The organism is Chitinophaga filiformis (assembly GCF_023100805.1).
Lineage (GTDB): Bacteria > Bacteroidota > Bacteroidia > Chitinophagales > Chitinophagaceae > Chitinophaga > Chitinophaga filiformis_B.
Genome location: NZ_CP095855.1, coordinates 8,070,773 through 8,088,293, shown reverse-complemented (window position 1 = coordinate 8,088,293; position 17,521 = coordinate 8,070,773). Strand labels below are relative to the sequence as shown.

The 17,521-nt window shown below is 44.4% G+C and carries 14 protein-coding genes and 1 tRNA gene; 5 read left to right on the top strand and 10 right to left on the bottom strand.

The features are described 5' to 3' along the window. Positions 1–4 precede the first annotated feature (4 nt). Both MYF79_RS31755 and MYF79_RS31750 read left to right on the top strand, forming a co-directional pair. The gene (locus tag MYF79_RS31755) at positions 5–4,411 is read left to right on the top strand and encodes a DUF6443 domain-containing protein (RefSeq protein ID WP_247811826.1); all 4,407 of its coding nucleotides are present in this window, start codon (positions 5–7) and stop codon (positions 4,409–4,411) included. Positions 4,412–4,434: 23 nt separating this feature from the next. Beyond that, entirely contained in the window at positions 4,435–4,773 is a 339-nt protein-coding gene (locus MYF79_RS31750) for a hypothetical protein (RefSeq protein WP_247811825.1), read from the top strand. A gap of 119 nt (positions 4,774–4,892) precedes the next feature. On the opposite strand, the gene dinB is transcribed toward MYF79_RS31750, so the two are convergent. Together dinB and MYF79_RS31740 are read right to left on the bottom strand one after the other, a co-directional pair. After that, the gene (dinB, locus tag MYF79_RS31745) at positions 4,893–6,008 is read right to left on the bottom strand and encodes a DNA polymerase IV (RefSeq protein ID WP_247811824.1); all 1,116 of its coding nucleotides are present in this window, start codon (positions 6,006–6,008) and stop codon (positions 4,893–4,895) included. Between the two features lie 180 nt (positions 6,009–6,188). After that, positions 6,189–6,713 carry a DinB family protein gene (locus tag MYF79_RS31740; protein WP_247811823.1) on the bottom strand — a complete coding sequence of 175 codons (525 nt, stop codon included), beginning with the start codon at positions 6,711–6,713 and terminating at the stop codon, positions 6,189–6,191. A gap of 370 nt (positions 6,714–7,083) precedes the next feature. On the opposite strand from MYF79_RS31740, the gene MYF79_RS31735 reads away from it, so the two are divergent. Continuing rightward, positions 7,084–8,010, top strand: coding sequence for an endonuclease/exonuclease/phosphatase family protein (locus tag MYF79_RS31735; protein ID WP_247811822.1), 927 nt, complete (start codon positions 7,084–7,086; stop codon positions 8,008–8,010). Positions 8,011–8,290: 280 nt separating this feature from the next. Then, positions 8,291–8,659: a hypothetical protein gene (locus MYF79_RS31730; protein ID WP_199653474.1), complete on the top strand. Its 369-nt coding sequence runs from the start codon at positions 8,291–8,293 to the stop codon at positions 8,657–8,659. Between the two features lie 37 nt (positions 8,660–8,696). On the opposite strand, the gene MYF79_RS31725 is transcribed toward MYF79_RS31730, so the two are convergent. From MYF79_RS31725 to MYF79_RS31710, 4 genes are all read right to left on the bottom strand, one after another. Continuing rightward, positions 8,697–9,794 (bottom strand): tetratricopeptide repeat protein, encoded by a 1,098-nt coding sequence (locus MYF79_RS31725; RefSeq protein ID WP_247811821.1) that lies wholly within the window; start codon positions 9,792–9,794, stop codon positions 8,697–8,699. 111 nt (positions 9,795–9,905) lie between these two features. Next, positions 9,906–10,544, bottom strand: coding sequence for a YiiX family permuted papain-like enzyme (locus MYF79_RS31720; RefSeq protein WP_247811820.1), 639 nt, complete (start codon positions 10,542–10,544; stop codon positions 9,906–9,908). A gap of 246 nt (positions 10,545–10,790) precedes the next feature. Then, complete coding sequence (locus tag MYF79_RS31715) at positions 10,791–11,264, bottom strand: OsmC family protein (protein ID WP_247811819.1); 474 nt, start codon at positions 11,262–11,264, stop codon at positions 10,791–10,793. A 10-nt stretch (positions 11,265–11,274) separates the two neighbouring features. After that, a complete protein-coding gene (locus tag MYF79_RS31710; protein WP_247811818.1) occupies positions 11,275–11,709 on the bottom strand; it encodes a MarR family winged helix-turn-helix transcriptional regulator in 435 nt (144 codons plus the stop codon). Between the two features lie 124 nt (positions 11,710–11,833). On the opposite strand from MYF79_RS31710, the gene MYF79_RS31705 reads away from it, so the two are divergent. Next, the gene (locus tag MYF79_RS31705) at positions 11,834–13,078 is read left to right on the top strand and encodes an MFS transporter (RefSeq protein ID WP_247811817.1); all 1,245 of its coding nucleotides are present in this window, start codon (positions 11,834–11,836) and stop codon (positions 13,076–13,078) included. Positions 13,079–13,204: 126 nt separating this feature from the next. On the opposite strand, the gene MYF79_RS31700 is transcribed toward MYF79_RS31705, so the two are convergent. The 4 genes from MYF79_RS31700 to MYF79_RS31685 form a co-directional block, all read right to left on the bottom strand. Next, positions 13,205–13,717, bottom strand: coding sequence for a hypothetical protein (locus MYF79_RS31700; RefSeq protein ID WP_247811816.1), 513 nt, complete (start codon positions 13,715–13,717; stop codon positions 13,205–13,207). Positions 13,718–14,330: 613 nt separating this feature from the next. Beyond that, on the bottom strand, positions 14,331–14,684 hold the full coding sequence (locus tag MYF79_RS31695) for a hypothetical protein (RefSeq protein WP_247811815.1): 354 nt from the start codon (positions 14,682–14,684) through the stop codon (positions 14,331–14,333). Between the two features lie 723 nt (positions 14,685–15,407). Next, positions 15,408–15,556: transfer RNA gene (locus tag MYF79_RS31690), tRNA-OTHER, on the bottom strand. A 399-nt stretch (positions 15,557–15,955) separates the two neighbouring features. Further along, positions 15,956–17,482, bottom strand: a complete 1,527-nt coding sequence (locus MYF79_RS31685) for a TROVE domain-containing protein (RefSeq protein ID WP_247811814.1) — start codon at positions 17,480–17,482, stop codon at positions 15,956–15,958. Positions 17,483–17,521 lie beyond the last annotated feature (39 nt).

Below are 17,521 nucleotides of genomic sequence, written 5' to 3'. Positions count from 1 at the left end.
AAATATGAAATTAGCTAAATATAAATTGTTGATAGTGATAGGAGTTGTTGGTACTATTTATTCAACTACGCTAAAAGCGCAAAAACCCGGCGGAATCAGGTCAATCGCCACTCCAGTCGCCACTCCAGGGTCATATACGCACTCGGCAATTAACTACATAAGAATATGGGAACCGGATATGCCATTAACAGATACCGCCGCAGTTTCTTCAGCTACCCGAAAAATTCGGGAGGTAAAGCAAACCACCCAGTACTTTGATGGATTAGGGCGTATTTTGCAGACGGTTAATAAGGGAATGAGTGGAAACGGTAGAGATATTGTAGCTCCGTCTGTCTATGATGAGTTCGGGCGGGAGGCGTTTAAATATCTTCAATACTCGCCTCAGACAGGTAATGCGACTGATGGTAAGTTCAAGATGAACCCTTTTAACGCACAGGATACCTTTTATCGCAACGGAGTGCTTAATCCAGGCGCAATTGGAGATCATATTTATTATGAACATAATGAGTATGATGGCTCTCCACTAAACAGGCTATTAAAGAGTTTCGCTCCGGGTGATAGTTGGGCAACGCGTCCAATAGAAAATCAATATCTAATCAATGCGGTGGCTGATTCGGTAAGAATATGGAATGTCGGAACAGGTATTCCAACAACCTCGGGGATTTTTCCCGCCGGACAGTTGCATAAGGAGGTGCTGATTGATGAAGCGGGGAATCAGATCATAGTATATAGAGATAAATCGGGAAATGTTGTCCTAAGAAAAGTACAAATATCTGCTTCTCTTGGTACTGCTCACATGGGATGGCTTTGCACGTATTATGTGTATGACGATTTCAATAATTTGCGCTTTGTTATTCCACCACTGGCTGTTGAGACTGCAATGATCAATGGTTGGAGTTTAACTCAACAGGCGGATGGACTTTGTTTTCAGTATCAGTATGATGAAAGACGACGAATGACGGTAAAGAAATTTCCGGGAGGAAGCCGAATATTTATGGTCTATGATACTCGGGACAGATTAGTATTTACCCAAGACTCCGTGCAACGCGCGAAGTCACCCATGGAGTGGTTGGTCACCTTTTATGATACACAGAATCGACCTACTATGACGGCTATTTATAGTGGAACGTCAACAAGAGAGGCATTACAGACAAGTATGAACGCAGCACCTGTGAATCAGACAATCACGTATACAATACCTCCTAAAGCAGATCTTACGCTATATAACCATGATGGCAGAGCTTCATATAAAGCCACAAATAGTATTACGATGTTGGGTAGTTTTGATTCGGGCACAGGAGCAGATCTGACGGCAGAGATAGATTTGGCTGCTCCGGGCGATACCATGAGGCTTGTTGCTACTAATCCGCTTCCTAACATTCCTGCCTCGGCATTGACGCCTTTAACATATACTTTTTACGATGATTATAATTATAATGGCAAACATGGCTTCGTAAGCGCTGATCTTTCAAAGCCACAGGCATCGGATACCCTTTTCCCTGAGATATTGTCATCGTTTAATGATTTAACGACCGGCCTTGTTACCGGCAGGAAAGTTAGGGTTTTAGGTACGGAAACCTGGTTAACTACAACTATTTACTACAACGATAAAGGGGCACCTATACAGATTATTAGCGATAATCACTTAGGAGGAAAGGACATTCTTACGAACTTGTATAGCTTTAAAGGTACCCTATTAAGCAGTTACATGCGTCATCAGAACCCTAAAAGCAATACGGCACAGACTACGTTGCTAACAATGATGTCATATGATCAAACCGGTCGTATATTAATGACTAAGAAGAGACTTAATGATAACCCAACACTGGAAAGAACTATTGCCGACTATAAATACGATGAATTAGGCAGATTAAACTTGAAAAGGTTGGGTGTATCTGGTACTGGAGCCGTTTTGGACTCCTTGAATTACTCCTACAATATTCGTGGCTGGATGCAAGGTATTAACAAAGCTTTTGTAAATAACTCCATGAGTAAATCTAACTGGTTTGGACAAGAACTTTGTTATGATTATGGGTTCACATCGGGACAATTTAATGGTAATATTGCTGGTATTAAGTGGAAAAGTGGGTCCGATACTATTGCCCGTGCATATGGATACAGCTATGATAATGCAAATCGGTTAATACTAGCAGAATTTTCACAGTTAAGCGGTACAACATGGGCAAAAGACAAAATGGATTTTTCGGTCGAGAATCTTAGTTACGACGCAAATGGTAACATAAAATCAATGCGGCAGAAGGGCATGATTGGGAATAAGATTGATACAATTGATCAGATGACCTATACTTATCAAGCATATAGTAACAAACTGTTGGCTGTGACGGATCCAAACCCGGCGAAGACGGCCTCCTCAGAACTTGGTGATTTTATCAATGGTAGTAATACTGGAAATGACTATTGGTATAACCCTAATGGTAGTCTGGTCGCAGATTCAAATAAGCATATTAGTTCTGTTGTTTATAATCATTTGAACTTGCCCACCATTATTACCGTTGATGGAAAAGGCATTATCACGTATCAATATGATGCATCCGGTATTAAATTAAGCAAAAAGGTAATTGACAATACAGTAACTCCGGCAAGGATTTCCATAACGGACTATGCGGGTAGTTTTATTTACCAACAGGATACACTTGAGCTAATTAGCCACGAAGAAGGGCGCATCCGACCTGTTTATAAACCTGGAGATTCAGTGAGATATGTTTTTGACTATTTCGAAAAGGACCATGTTGGGAATGTGAGGACTGTACTTACTGAACAATCGGATTTCTCTATGTATTCCGTAACGATGGAAACGGCAAGTGCTGCCAAGGAAAATGCACTATTCAGTAATATAGAAGAAACACGCACTGAGAAGCCCGTTGGCTATCCAGAGGACAAAACAACTGAAAAAAATATGTTTGTTGCCCGGCTAAATGCAAAGACTGGTGGAAGAAAGATAGGACCATCGTTAATGTTACGTGTAATGGCGGGGGACACCATACAAATCAAAGCCAAGGCATTTTACAAGTCCCAAGGTCCTAATAAAGACGGTAAACTGGCTTCAGTAGAAGATATGCTTGCTAATTTAATACAAACATTTGGGAGTAGTAATACTGCGGATTTATCCCATGCTGGAAGTTTAACGGGAAATGCAACACCATTTACGGCAGAATTTTATAATAGTAATTACCAACGTCTGACGGAAAAGGACAAGCAGCCGGAAACTCCCGGACGTCCTAAAGCCTACCTTAACTTTGTATTGTTTGACGATGGCTTCAACTTAGTGAATGATAATAGTGGCGTAAGACAGGTGAAAGCCGCTCCAGATGAACTGCAAGACTTAAATGTGGAAAAGATGGCTGTTAATAAGACTGGTTTCCTGTATGTTTATACTAGTAATGAGAGCTTACAGGATGTCTATTTCGACAATATCATGTTGGGGCTGACTAGTGGCCCTTTAATAGAAGAAACGCATTATTATCCATACGGTCTTATAATGGGGGGAATTAGTTCTAATGCGCTGAAGGGATCTAACTACTCGGAGAATAGACTAAAATATAACGGTAAGGAATTACAGAGTGGCGAATTTTCAACAGGAGGTGGGCTGGAATGGTATGATTATGGAGCAAGAATGTACAATGCTCAAATTGGAAGATGGCAGTCAGTGGACCCTGCGGCAAGCAAGATGTCGCGTCATTCTCCATACAATTATGCTTTTGATAATCCAATTCGCTTCATAGATCCGGATGGTATGACTCCCGCGGATACGAGAGATTCAATGGTGCCTATGCCTTCTGGAAGTGTTCTCTATCCAGCTACAAATGTGGCAAGTGTTGTTGGGAAAATAGATGATGCTGTCGAAGAAGTGACATCCGGAGATGGATCTAGAAGTCTTACAACTAATGTAAAACAGGAAACGATGGAAGAGATTGACATAATGGTTGCTGAACAACTGAAGGGGACAAGCGACAAACTTCAGACTTCGGGAAAAATCAACGATTCGCAAGCGTCATGGCCGTTCAATGACGATGAGATTACCATAAGGTTAGTTGGTATAGAAATCGATAATAATGCTAAGTTAGTTGGCAGACAAGAGATCTCAGGAGAATTAAATGCTGAGGGAAAGGCAACCTCTGAAAAAAATTCATCGGTTGAAACAGGTGCAGAAGCAGGTGATAAAACAAAGGTATCGGCTACGGCAGAGGCTTCAAAAAAAAGGGAACATTCTGTTACCATTAATTCTAAGACAAGTTCTACATCGAAGGGGTATAAATATGAGGGACAAATGCAATTTACCTATAAAGTTAGCTTTAAGGATGCAGGAATGGGCCATTTCAACCAAAATGCATCGACTACATTAAAGATTCAAACCTCGGGAACATTTGTTACACCGACGCCAATTAGATAACTTTAAAATTCATATAATTGTTTATGAAGAGCAATATTACCACTACCATTTATGCATCTGCTTATGTTGCATTAGCCGCTATTTTTTTCCTGAATATGTCCCTTATTAATTCCCGGGGAGAGGACGCAAAGGAGTTGGCTTTACCTACACTGTTGGTAATTTTAGTGTATGCTGTATTGATAACTTGTGATTTGAATGCGAAGAAATATATTTCAATTGTATATAACTCGGTCATTGTTGCTGCGTTGTTAAGTATGCATTCGCGAACCGTTTCGACCATTTTAATGGCCATTATCCTGTCAGCGGGTTTAGTTACAGCATTGATACTTGTGTATGTAAATAACAAAGAAAGACGATATTAGCTAGATAAATTCAGAATGTTAACTATCGAAATATTAAACAGCTGGAAGGTTTTCTTCCGGCTGTTTTTATTATATGAAAAAGTAATGGACCCGGTTTAGGTGTTATTCTTGTCTGGTACTTATTCCTCATCAAACAATGACAACTGTGCCGGGTTGCCCGAACGTCCCGTCACCGGGATCACTTCTCCGAAATTAGACAATGAAATGCCCAATAGCCTTACCGGTTTATCCTCCGGTTCTGTGGATAACAATAACTGTTTGGCTGTTTCCAGTATTTTATCAAAATCTCCCACGGGGAACGGGAATGACTGATTACGGGTGATCTGGCGGAAATCGCTGTACTTAATTTTGAGGGTGACGGTGCGGCCCTTTAGTCCATATCTTTTTAGCCGTTCACAGACCGTTATAGCGATCTTCTCCAGTTCTGCATACATCTCTTCCGTTTTGGTAAGATCGAAGGGAAATGTGTCTTCTGCACCCAAAGATTTGGTTTCCCGGTGAGGTTGTACCTCGCGATCGTCAATTCCCCGCACAATGCGGTAATAGAAGGCGCCCACTTTGCCAAAATGCTGTTTCAGGTCGTTTTCTGTCAGCCGCTTCAGATCTGCTCCCGTATGTAGTCCCATTCTTTTCATTTTATCGGCAGTGACCTTGCCTACGCCATGGAACTTTTCCACCGGCAGTTTTTCCATGAACGCCTCGATAGATGAAGGGCCGATAAAGGTAAGCCCGTCGGGCTTGTTGAGGTCAGATGCTATTTTGGCTACGAACTTATTCACAGAGATGCCGGCAGAAGCGGTAAGCTGCAGCTCTTCTTTGATGGCCTGTTTGATCAGTTTCGCTATTTCTATGGCAGAGCCGATCTGTTGTTTGTCTTCCGTTACATCGAGATAGGCTTCATCGAGGGAGAGTGGTTCTATGATGTCGGTATGACGGCTGAAGATCTCCCGTATCTTACGGGAAACATCCTTGTAAACATCAAAGCGGGGGCGTACAAAAATAATATCAGGGCATAACTGCAGCGCTCTTTTGGAAGGCATGGCGGAGCGAATGCCAAACTTCCGCGCCTCATAACTGGCGGTAGCTACCACGCCGCCACGGCCTTCGGGAGAGCCTCCCACCGCAATTGCCTTGCCGCGGTATTCCGGATGGTCCCGTTGCTCTACGGATGCATAAAATGCATCCATATCTATATGAATGATCTTCCGTAGTTTTATATGTGATTCTCCTTCCATGATAGCCGCAACAGTACAAAGATCGCCAAAGAAATATTAAAGTGGAACAGGTCTTACAAGGTAAAAACCCATAGTGCTCCGCGACCGGTGGAAGATGCCACTTATACAAAATCAGGAACTGAGGCGAATGGCGGCTGCTCTCAATTCCTGACCGATGATAATTGATTTCCGTTGTAACGTTTATACTGTTGGCATATCCACAACTGCTACTTTAAACTCTTCATCTGCGCTCGGGCCATAGCTGCCAGGGATCGGGACATCCAGCAGACGCAGGAATACACCTAATTGCGCTCTGTGGTGCACGATCTGGCAATATGCCATACGGATCACTTCTCCCTTAGGAGATACGTCATAAATATCATTACCATTCCTCAGTGTCCATTTTTCGTCGAACTGGGAGAGTGTAGCTTTCTCCAGATGGGCTTTACCATCTGCCAGTGATTCTTCGAAATGGGCCAGCAGGTCCTCCACACTGTTGATCACTTTGGGGGTGTATGGGGCTGTGGCAAAGTCCAGTTCATCCGTTGTCAGTACCATGCTCACCCAGGTAGGCAGCTCTGCAATATGAGTGGCCAGCCTGATAACAGTCATGCTTTTGGGATGGGGCTGCCAGTTAAACTTATCTTCAGGAATGATAGAAAGCATTTTACGGGTTGTCTGTGCTTCCTGTTCCATTTCTTTAAGGAGAGATTGAATAAGTTCCATAATTGTGTGTTTTTGTTGTTTCTGAAAACAAAGTAAGCGCCGCCTTGTGACAACCCTATGTCAGCAGGAATGTCAGGACTGCGATTTTTTTTTGCTCCCTTTATTTCTTTTGCGAATAGCTGCCTGTTAATACCTGTCTGAACCGGTAATGGAAAAATGATTGCAGCTCAGCAGGTATTTTCTTATACTTACACCGGTACTGGTGTAACCTGTAACAGGCCTTATATTCCACCATCGGGCTCCATGCGCTGAAGCTATAGTTGTTAACAATAATGTAACAGCCTATTGCTAATAAATGGAACCGGGATAATATCCTGGTTCGGAATGTTGGTTTAATTTTAATGCTTATTATAAAAAAATCGAGATGCAGATGAAAAAAGGGATACTGCTGATAGCAGTTCTTACCGTGTTTTCGTATGTCGCAATGGCGCAAACGATCACGGTGGCTACTTACAACATGCGTAATGACAACAACAAGGAAGATGCCGCAGAGGGGAATGGCTGGAAGCAGCGCTTACCGGTGATCGCGGCCATGATACGTTTCCATGGCTTTGACATTTTCGGTACACAGGAATGTATGCACCACCAGCTGGAAAACCTCAAAGACAGTCTTCCCGGGTACGCGTATGTAGGCATAGGCCGTGATGATGGTAAACAGGGAGGAGAGCATTCCGCTATCTTCTATAATACCAAAAAATTCAAACTGCTGGAAAACGGGGACTTCTGGATGTCGGAAGTGACTGACAGACCTAATAAAGGCTGGGATGCGGTATTGCCAAGGATCTGTTCCTGGGGTAAATTCAAGGAAATAAAGACCGGGGCGACCTTTTATCTCTTCAACCTGCACATGGACCATGTGGGCGTAAAGGCCCGTGCAGAAAGTGCCAAACTGGTGATGGACAAGGTAAGAAAGATGGCGGGCAATATTCCGGCCATCCTGACCGGCGACTTTAACGTGGATCAGCATAGTGAATCCTACACGCTTATCAATACCTCCGGATTGCTGAGAGATGCCTACGAGACAACTGCCATCCGCTATGCGGAAAATGGTACTTTCAACTCCTTCAATCCTGATGGAAAGACCGACAGCCGGATAGACCATATTTTCCTGACCAAACAGTTCCGTGTGGAAAAATATGGTATCCTGACAGATACTTACCGTGGTCCCGTGGTGACAGATAAAGGGGATGAGAAAGTGAATACGGCTAATTTCCCGAAAGAAGTATCGATCAGTAAATATGTGGCCCGTGAGCCTTCAGACCACTTCCCGGTGATGGTCGTTGTTTCGCTGAAATAAGAAGGGGAAACTTAATAATATCGGATGCTCCTGATGGCTTGTCTGTCAGGGGCATTTGTTTTAAATACCCCATATTTCTCCATCAATATGGAGTGGTATTACTCATTTCTGTTTCTGTGAGTATATTTTATAATGTATACTGATTCACAGCCAGTTGACCGGAGAGGGGATGGAACCTTGTTTGAACACACAATAAATCAGTGCTTTGCTAAAATATGCATCACATATATTGTGTATGTTGATAATGTATTATACACATTTTAAGCTCTCATAACCATTTATGATGCACTTACCTGAAAACACTGTTTATACCGCAATCTTCGGTGTACTACTTTCCCTGATCGTTTACCTGATTACCAGGCAGTACTTCGCAAAGCATGGTAAATCCGATTATCAGAAAAAGATAGAGATTGCCAACAATGAAATGCTGTATTCCATCAGGCCGCTGCTGGTGGAAAAGAAAGTACCGTCAAAAGAAATCCTGGTAGCAGTACGCTTCTCAACGGCCAAAAAGTACGGAGTGGAACAAAATGACCTTTACGATGAATTTTCCCTGACCAGCGACTTAATTAATGAAACGATTGCCAATTCATTTTTGACTTCAGATGAGAAACTGGAGTTCTGTAGTTTGCTGCAGTCTATTAAATAAATGCAATCATCTTTTTGCCGGTAAAAGCCTTCTGAGCCTAGTTCTTGGAAGGCTTTTTACTTGTTGTTTTGCCAGTGCTTTTAGCCGCGGTCGACTTGGATGTTGTCGATTTTGATGTGGACGATTTATCGGCTGTTGTCTTCGCCTTTGCGGTTGTCTTCGCAGCCGATGGTTTCGTAGCAGTGGCTTTTTCTGCAGATACTTTGGCGGTAGCTGGTTTCGGCATAGTTGCCTTTGGTACCGGCTTCTTCGCGTTTATGCGCTTGATCTCGTTGGTGGCCAGGTCTTTAGCTTCCTGGTCGCCATATTTCTGCGCCTGTTCATAGTACCTGATCGCATTGGCATCATCTCCTTTCTTTGCGTAGATATTGGCAATATTGTTCAGCACTATGAAATCCTTAGGAGCGATGGCATTGGCTTTCAGTAAAGTTTTCAGCGCATTGTCCAGGTCTTCCTTCAGCGTATAGGCCAGGCCGAGGTCGGAGAGGCTTTCTACATGTTTAGGATAATATTTTAATACTGTTTCGGAGATCAGTTTCATATTGTCAGCCTGGCTCTTGCCCACGTTATAGATCTGCGCTACATATTCCTGTACTGCGTTCAGCATGAACTGTTCCGGTTTATCGAGCGGTTTGTTGTCAGACCATTTCCATTTATTGTCAATGGTATGCCCATAGTTGATAGCGCTCACCAGTTCCTTTGTCAGGTTAGTATAATTGTAGTTCTCACCCAGCATGTAGATCTTGCCAAAGCGCATATCCAGCCTGTTGGGAAACTTGGAGATACCGGTGTTGATGTATTTGAAGCCTTTGTTCAGTGGTTCCTTTTTATAACCCACCTCGCTGGTGTATCCGGCCGGGTCGCCGTTTTTGCCGGCCTTCAGGGCATTGGAGCCATTGGCGGTATGATTGATAGTTACCACCTCAGTTTTACTTTTGGTTACATAGTAATTAAAGTAGGCGATGTATAGCTCCGCATCGCCGGGTTTGGCTTTCTCCCATTTCATCAGAAGGGTGCGCTGTTTGGCAGTGTCGCCACTGACGCACAATTTCTCAAAATCCTGTTTGTAATTTTGTCCGGCAGCGGTGAGGGAGAATACTGCGGATAGCAATAGGGATGTAGAAATTCTTTTCATATTCATAGGATTGGAATAAACGTAAACGGAACTACGCCGCTGATATAAAAAATCGAACCTTGTTCTCACTGGTTAAACCAGACCTGTACTGCAAAGTTACTGAAGATAATACTATTTTTTGCCATATTTCGACATAACGGTCACAAATAAACTACTCTCGTAAATGCTCTGTGGCGAGATAACGGTTTCATTTTCAGGGAGCTTGTCGCCATATCGCTCGCGGATAATCTGTTTTACCGCTTCGCTGCTCAGATCAAAGTCCCTGATCTGCTGCAGTTTACCAACTTCTATCCCTGCCGCTCTTTTATAGATCTTCCATACCAGCTCAGAGCAGTATATCCGGTCGTCCGACCATTCAAAGTAGCCATCATAGGATTTTCCCAGCATTTTCTTGCCTTCAGCCTCCATCTTTTGCAATACGGTGGGCGTCAGGATGTTGTCTGCATTTTTCAGGCGTCTCACCACGTATTTCTTTCCTTCTCCATGAGAGATCCACTCATTCAATGGTGTGACCTTTACAGGCTGTACGGCCTCCAGCACATAGTCTTTATCACCCTTCTTCCAGATCATACCACAGTGACTGAACTGCGAGTGGGTAGCAAGCCTCACAGCATGGCACTGGGGAGACATCGACGTCTGGAATATCACATCACCTGAGCGCAGCGGAGGTCGTTCTTCTTTAAAGGCATATAGTACTATCGCCAATCCCAGAACGAAAATTGCCAGTAATGCTGTGAGTACCCTTTTCATGCAATGGTTAGTTTAGTATAAACGCCAGGCGTTATAACATATATAAAATTAATAATTTTATCGCTAAGCGAAAGTTAAAATACGTGTGCGGTAAGAGAGAACAGGCCCTTTCGAACCCTTTTGTCCCCATTTTTATGGTTTTTTCGCCGTTTTTACGCAAAAATTGGCTTTTTTCACCTGGGTGGTGAAAATCATAATGAGTTTCAATACTTAGTACTCCTGATCTTCCCGATATGATCAGGGTCCTTATGCCCCTACCTTACAAAGTGGCTGGTGATGTACCGGGAACTTTACCGAATTGGCAATGAAGCATAGCGCATTGGCCTTATGATGCAGTGCATTCGCCTGATCAATATGGGCGGCATCGGTAATGGTAACTTCGGGGTGCAGTGTAACTTCTGAAAAATAGCCGCCCCCGTCCGCGGTTTCGAGCATGGTGCCGGTGGCATGGTCCACATAATCTACCACCACGATGCCGGCGGCGGCGCAAAGGTGGAGGTACCACAGCATATGGCAGGAAGACAGGGATGCTACCAGCATTTCCTCCGGATTGTACCTCGTTTTATCGCCCCGGAAGGAAGGGTCGGACGAGCCAGGAATGTCGGGTTTACCTGCTGCCCGGAGAATGTGGCTGCGTTCATAGGCCTGATAACCGGCCGTGCCATTGCCGGTATTGCCCGTCCAGCGGGTAGTCATTGCATAGTGATGTGTACCTTTCATATATATGTGCTTATCCATTGTACTCTGCTAATCGCTGGAGAAGGGGAAGAAAGGCTTCTATCAGCGACAGTTCCTCTGCCGAAAATAACTTCTCCATCGCTTTCACCAGCCATTCTTCTTTGATCCGCCTGTTTTCGTACAGGTGCTGCGTGCCTTTTTCCGTCAGGGATACGACGGACTTCCGCTTGTCGGCTTCGTCCACAACCCTGTTCACACAGCCAACTTCTTCCAGCCGGTTGAGTATCTGGGAGATGGCCTGTGCAGAGATCCGTTCCATTTCAGCCAGCGCGGAGGGGAGCAGCTTACCATGCTGGTCCAGCAGCCCCATCGTTAATAGCTCCGCATTGGAGAAATCGGATGAGATGTTTTGTTTGCGCAGCTGCCTTACCAGACGGGTCACCGTACTCCGTAAGGAGGCTGCTACTTCATAAGTTTTAGTAGGCATATAATAAAATCAATTTACAAAGTTACTTTACATTTTCTTAATGAGGAACACTTCCTTTCCTTCTACTCATTTGGCCAAAAAGTTGTACTTTTGTAAAGTAGCTTTATTAATTTACTTTATTAAGATGTCAGTATTTCGTTCACTTAAACACCATAACTTCAGACTACATTTTACAGGACAAGCCATATCACTTGTAGGCACCTGGATGCAGCGGGTAGCTATCAGCTGGCTGGTATACCGCCTCACAGGGTCTGCTTTTCTGCTCGGGCTGGTCACTTTCCTCAGTCTGATACCCTCACTTGTGCTGGCGCCTTTCGCCGGCAGTTTTATAGACAGGCATAATAAATTCAAGGTGGTCATGGTTACCCAGATCGCCCTGATGATACAGGCAGGCGCCCTGGCGGCCATGGTCTGGCTGAATTATTACAGTATTGCCTGGATCTCGGCACTGAGCCTGATGCAGGGGCTGATCAACTCTTTCGATACCACTGCCCGCCAGGCCCTGATGGTAGACCTGGTAGACAATAAGGAAGACCTGCCCAATGCCATAGCCCTGAACTCTTCCGCTTTTAACGCGGCCCGGTTGGTAGGTCCCGCCCTGGCTGGTATCATACTCAGCTCTCTGGGTGAAGACGTCTGTTTCCTGATCAACTTCCTGAGCTTTATAGCGGTGATCTGCTGTTTGCTGATGATGAAACTGAAACTGATCCCTGCCTCCCGCTCCGAAGTCAATATCTGGGGCGACCTGCGTAAGGGGTATGAATACCTGAAAGAATCGCCCGACCTGTCATCCCTGATATTATTGCTGGCAGCTTCCAGCCTGCTGGTAATTCCATATACTACTTTATTGCCCGTTTTTGCCAAGGATGTTTTCCATGGAGATGCAACTACCTTCAGCTGGTTTGAGAGCGCAGCCGGATTCGGCGCCTTATTTGGAGCAGTGTTCATGGCTACCTTAAAACCGACCCATGATCTTATACGCCTTACCATTCTTTCCAGTACTGTATTTGCGGTAGCCTTGCTGGGACTGGCAGTTTCTTCCTCCATGTTCCTCGCACTGGTGGCCACGGCTGCCACAGGCGCCGGATTGATGATCCAGAACTCTGCCATCAATACGTATCTGCAAACACATGCATCTTCAGAAATGAGGGCAAGGACGCTGAGCTATTATATCATGTCTTACCAGGGAATGCTGCCTATCGGTAGCTTGCTGATAGGTTACCTGGCACACTTCTTTGGTGTGGGTGTAGTGGTGTTCGTGGAAGGAATGCTGGGAATAGTGATCGTCCTGGTATTTATGTTACAACAGAGAGGCATCACCCATTGGTTAAGATGGTTGCATGTGATGCGCGTAAGACATTTGCGCTGATACACGCAGATATTGACAAAGCTACATACGGCCTCACTTCTACCATTGCATCGCAGCAGATTTCCTGTCGCTTGCATTGATAGAAGTGAGGCCGTTCTCATAGTCCGGTCCTGCGAACGGGTGTTTCTAATTGAGGAGCAGGTAATTAAACCCGTCCAGTGTGGTCTGCACATCGCTGTTAGAGAGCTTTGTGGTCTTCAGCCGGATCGCGGTAAAATTATTTCCACCGCAGTTAGGGATGGAAAAGGGCTTCATGAATGATACGCCTGTGTCAAAGTTGACAGTACAGGTGCCGTAATATGCATCTCCCCAGAGGCTGAACTGGATATCTACTTTATACGTAAGATCCGTAGGGGGAAGCGGCTGGTTGAACAAAACAAATTCCTCATGCAGGTCTCTTTCATCGCCAAATACAATGACCAGATCATTAGTCAGTGAGGACTGTGGATCAACGCCATAGATCTGTCCGAACGCCGACAGATGAACGATCCCGTCAGATCTTTTTAATTCCCTGTTGTCGAGTGTGGCAACGGTTGTGATAAACCCGCCTGAAGACACCTGTCCGCTTCTTGACAAATACCCCGGGGCGCCAAGATTAAGAACTGTGCTGAATGGCTGGTCGATCTTCGATTTTAACATAGTATATAAAAATTGATGTATTGAATGATTTCCGGTAAGCAACCCACACCGTGGCCAATGAGGACAGGAGTGCTCCCGGCCGCATTGGCCACCATCTTAAAGCATAGATGACTGTATTGCAGTAGTGCAGGGTTGGGGTTCAAACTAATGGTTAAATGGTCTGGGGTTTAATCATGATTTTTTGGGGTTTATTTTAACAAACAATGGCAGGTTTTTCTGTATCATCGTTTGATATAACAAAGATAGTTACGCGTTACGCACTGGTCGTGCGTAGTGAAATTAATTGTGAAATATTGAGGAAAAGAGAAGCGCGAAACAGGAGACAGCGTCGTTCAAAAATAAATTGTGAATGGAACAAGTAATCACATCCACAACGGATAATTCCCGGCAGGAGAAGCCGGTATTTTGGAGGAAGAATCAAACGTAAAATGAGCATTGGTAGCGCTTATTGCATCCAGACAAAAAGAGGCTGTAACTCACTTTGAAGTGTCCCAAAAGTGTCTGAATTTCGGGTACTTCAAAGCGTGATACAGCCTCAGAATTCGAAATGAAATAAGGAATTAATCTGTTTTCGCAACGCTATCACTTATCTCATTGTTGAATGTTTGTTAAATTAAAGCGATACCAGGTCAAGATTGTACTGCGCCGGACTACCATAGATGGCCAGATTCACATTTATCAGGCCGGGAATCACGTTGCTGTCGATACGAGCACCCCATACCTGGTTGGGATAGTCCTGTGTAAAACTGTAAGAAGCCACGAAAGCGCCATTCTTATAAAAACTGATGTGATCTGTAGTTTGAATGGAATAAGTAAAATCGCCATAAGTCCCGGTAATAGGCCAGGTTAATGGTGGAACCGCAACTGACTTAGTGGTTGGCTTTTCTTTCGGTTTTACTGCAGAAAATGAGGTAAAGGAGATCAACGCGAATGCAGTGAGCATCGCAACGGGCAACATCTTTTTCATAAATAGTTTGTTTTGTCGGGTTTTCTAAAAATAAATGTGTCTAAGGTTTTTGTTGGTGTTATGCATAACGGGTAACAACAATGTGAATATACGATTTAATTTCATTCACTGCGCACAGGTTGCCGCACTAATTTTGCAGAATACATCAATCAAATTATAGAACAATTAGTTAGTGAAAAAAATTACGTGTGCCTGTTAAAGTTATTTTCAGGCGAGTACAATGCATGAGAAATTCATTGATCAAATTATGGAACAATTAATTGGCTCTAAAAAATACTGTGCCTTCTAAAGTTATTTTCAGGAGAGAAACAATGTCTGGAAAAATACATTGATCAATGTGCAGAACATTTAGTTGGCTAAAAAATTACGTGTGCCTGTTAAAGCCAATATCAGATGGTAAACAATGCGCTGAAAAATACCGCGTCGCAGATAAATACCGACAAATAAAAAGGCCTGTTGAACGTAATTTCAACAGGCCTTTCAGTCTCATAACAACAGGGTAATAAGCCGGAAGCGACTATATCTGTACTTAACCATCTCAGCCATCCGCCTTGTAGCGGAGAGGGAATCGAACCCCCGTATGCAGATTCAAACGAAGTAACGCTTTCCTACGACACCTGTCAAAGAAGGTGTAAAAAATAACAGGGTAATGAATCAGAAGCGACTCTTGCTATTGCTCTACCAGCTGAGCTACGAAGCTGCCCAAAAACATTGTTTTCCGGGCAACTCCGGAGGGACTCGAACCCCCGACCCATAGATTAAAACGAAGTAACGCTTTCTTACGACACCTGTTAAAGAAGGTGTAGAAAAATAACAGGGTAATGAATCAGAAGCGACTCTTGCTATTGCTCTACCAGCTGAGCTACGAAGCTGCCCAAAAAAACATTGTTTTCCGGGCAACTCCGGAGGGACTCGAACCCCCGACCCATAGATTGGAACGAAGTAACGCTTTCTTACGACACCTGTTAAAAAGGTTTTAAAAAGAACAAGGCAACAAACCGGAAGCGATTGTTTTCTTTAAAGTGAAGTAGCGCTTTCCGAACGACACTTGTTCCTGAAAAAGGTAAAATAAAGCAGGGTAATAAATAGTAAACATATGATTCTAACCCGGTGCGCTAACCAACTGCGCTACCTGTCTTTCGACAGGGAGGGACTTGAACCCCCGACCCCCGGAACCCTTACGAAGTAATGCTTACCAACGACACCTGCTTTTTCCCGAACATCCCGCCCTTTCAGCGGGATGTTCCTATGAGGTAACAAAAAACGAATGGCTATAAAGCAAGGCCGGCAATCTCTGTGATAGCGTCGCTACCCTTTTCAATGGCATCCATTATTTCGAATATTTTATCACTCCATCCCGCTACCAGGAATACATCATTCTGACGTACATCCAGGGGTACGGACTTATGTCCTGCCAGGTCAAAAAGGTACAGCTTTGCGTTTGGCGCTATCTTTTTGTATTCCGCCCACTTTGCCGACATAGTGTTGGCCGTGGCAGCATTGTTGGTCTTGCTATCCCAGAGCTGTCCGTCTGTGAAAAGCATGATCTTGTCTGCTACATAATTCCTTTTGATAAGATCCTCCAGTACCAGGTATCCGTTGGTGGAGTAACCCACTTCACCTTCCCTGCGATAGAACTCGTCTACATTACCCAGGATGTTGTCTGGTGACATGCTCACCTGCTTCCACCTGTCGCCGAACATGCCGGCAATAACATACTCACACTTATGCTGTAACAGCATGCCAAGCAGCAGCCCGATATCATACAGCATCACTTTGCTCTTTGGAGAAATAGCCTGCTGCATGGAGCCCGATATGTCGCATGCTATTACCACACGGGTATTGGCATCGAAGCCTTTCAGATGCTGCACACTTACCTGCAACGCCTTTTCCAGCGCACGTTTAATGCTGACGATCATACCATGGTTGATGTGCTTCAACTCCCTGTATGCAGACAGGTAACGGAAAGGCAATTGTTTGGATTTCAATACCGCTTCCCTGTCAGACAACATAGCACATACCTTCTGCAGGTGCGCTGTGCTGACGTCATAGTCGAGCATATTACGGAGGTTACGCAAGGTGGCCATATAACCCAGCTGACCACTGTCGATCAGTTCCTCCCATACTTTTTTGAAAGCCTGTGCTTTCTTCTTTTCCGAGCCGTATGCCACCTGTCCCGCAGCAGACAATTCCGTCTCCCATGTATAAGGTGTTTGCAGATCATCTTTTACGATCTTATTGAATAGTAACTGCTGCGCTTCATCCTTTGCTTTCGGGTGTACAATGAACAGCGCATCTTTCAATGTCACTGCTGCTTTCCGGTTATATTTTGCAAACTGGTATTCGTCAAATTTATTGAAAGACACCGCCAGTCCTTTCTGTAACTGCTTGCTCAGGCTATTCAGCTGCTTCACTTCCTTCCTGTTGTTCGCCAGCGTATAATAGGCCAGCAATTCCGTGATCTCGTCCGCGCGTTGTACGATGCGGGTGGTCATCCGGCTTACCAGGTTATCTCCTTTATGTGTCCGCGCCAGTTCTACTGCCAGTACTAATGGTATGGAACGCAGGTACATCTTTTCACGGGTATATACGGCCAGTCTGGCCACAAATCCGGGATCGTTCTGCGCAATCAGGGAGCGAAGGCGTTCCAGCTTGTCTGTAGTTTTCTCATAAAACTGGTCCTGCAGAGAAGCTGTAACTACAGCACTATACAGTTCCATGTCGGGCGTCAGCTTGTAGGCCTTTGCTCCCGCATAATTGGTGACCGGTGTGGTAGTTTTAAAAAAATTGAATCTCATGACCGTTTTGTTTTCGTTGATGGTACAAAGTTGGAACGC

Excerpts from the sequence above, each read along its gene's own strand:
- MYF79_RS31755 (WP_247811826.1), top strand. The coding sequence starts at position 5 with ATGAAATTAGCTAAATATAAATTGTTGATAGTGATAGGAGTTGTTGGT.
- MYF79_RS31685 (WP_247811814.1), bottom strand. The coding sequence starts at position 17,482 with ATGAGATTCAATTTTTTTAAAACTACCACACCGGTCACCAATTATGCG.
- MYF79_RS31750 (WP_247811825.1), top strand. The coding sequence starts at position 4,435 with ATGAAGAGCAATATTACCACTACCATTTATGCATCTGCTTATGTTGCA.
- MYF79_RS31715 (WP_247811819.1), bottom strand. The coding sequence starts at position 11,264 with ATGAAAGGTACACATCACTATGCAATGACTACCCGCTGGACGGGCAAT.
- MYF79_RS31695 (WP_247811815.1), bottom strand. The coding sequence starts at position 14,684 with ATGAAAAAGATGTTGCCCGTTGCGATGCTCACTGCATTCGCGTTGATC.
- MYF79_RS31720 (WP_247811820.1), bottom strand. The coding sequence starts at position 10,544 with ATGAAAAGGGTACTCACAGCATTACTGGCAATTTTCGTTCTGGGATTG.
- MYF79_RS31730 (WP_199653474.1), top strand. The coding sequence starts at position 8,291 with ATGATGCACTTACCTGAAAACACTGTTTATACCGCAATCTTCGGTGTA.
- MYF79_RS31700 (WP_247811816.1), bottom strand. The coding sequence starts at position 13,717 with ATGTTAAAATCGAAGATCGACCAGCCATTCAGCACAGTTCTTAATCTT.
- MYF79_RS31735 (WP_247811822.1), top strand. The coding sequence starts at position 7,084 with ATGAAAAAAGGGATACTGCTGATAGCAGTTCTTACCGTGTTTTCGTAT.
- MYF79_RS31705 (WP_247811817.1), top strand. The coding sequence starts at position 11,834 with ATGTCAGTATTTCGTTCACTTAAACACCATAACTTCAGACTACATTTT.
- dinB (WP_247811824.1), bottom strand. The coding sequence starts at position 6,008 with ATGGAAGGAGAATCACATATAAAACTACGGAAGATCATTCATATAGAT.
- MYF79_RS31725 (WP_247811821.1), bottom strand. The coding sequence starts at position 9,794 with ATGAAAAGAATTTCTACATCCCTATTGCTATCCGCAGTATTCTCCCTC.
- MYF79_RS31710 (WP_247811818.1), bottom strand. The coding sequence starts at position 11,709 with ATGCCTACTAAAACTTATGAAGTAGCAGCCTCCTTACGGAGTACGGTG.
- MYF79_RS31740 (WP_247811823.1), bottom strand. The coding sequence starts at position 6,713 with ATGGAACTTATTCAATCTCTCCTTAAAGAAATGGAACAGGAAGCACAG.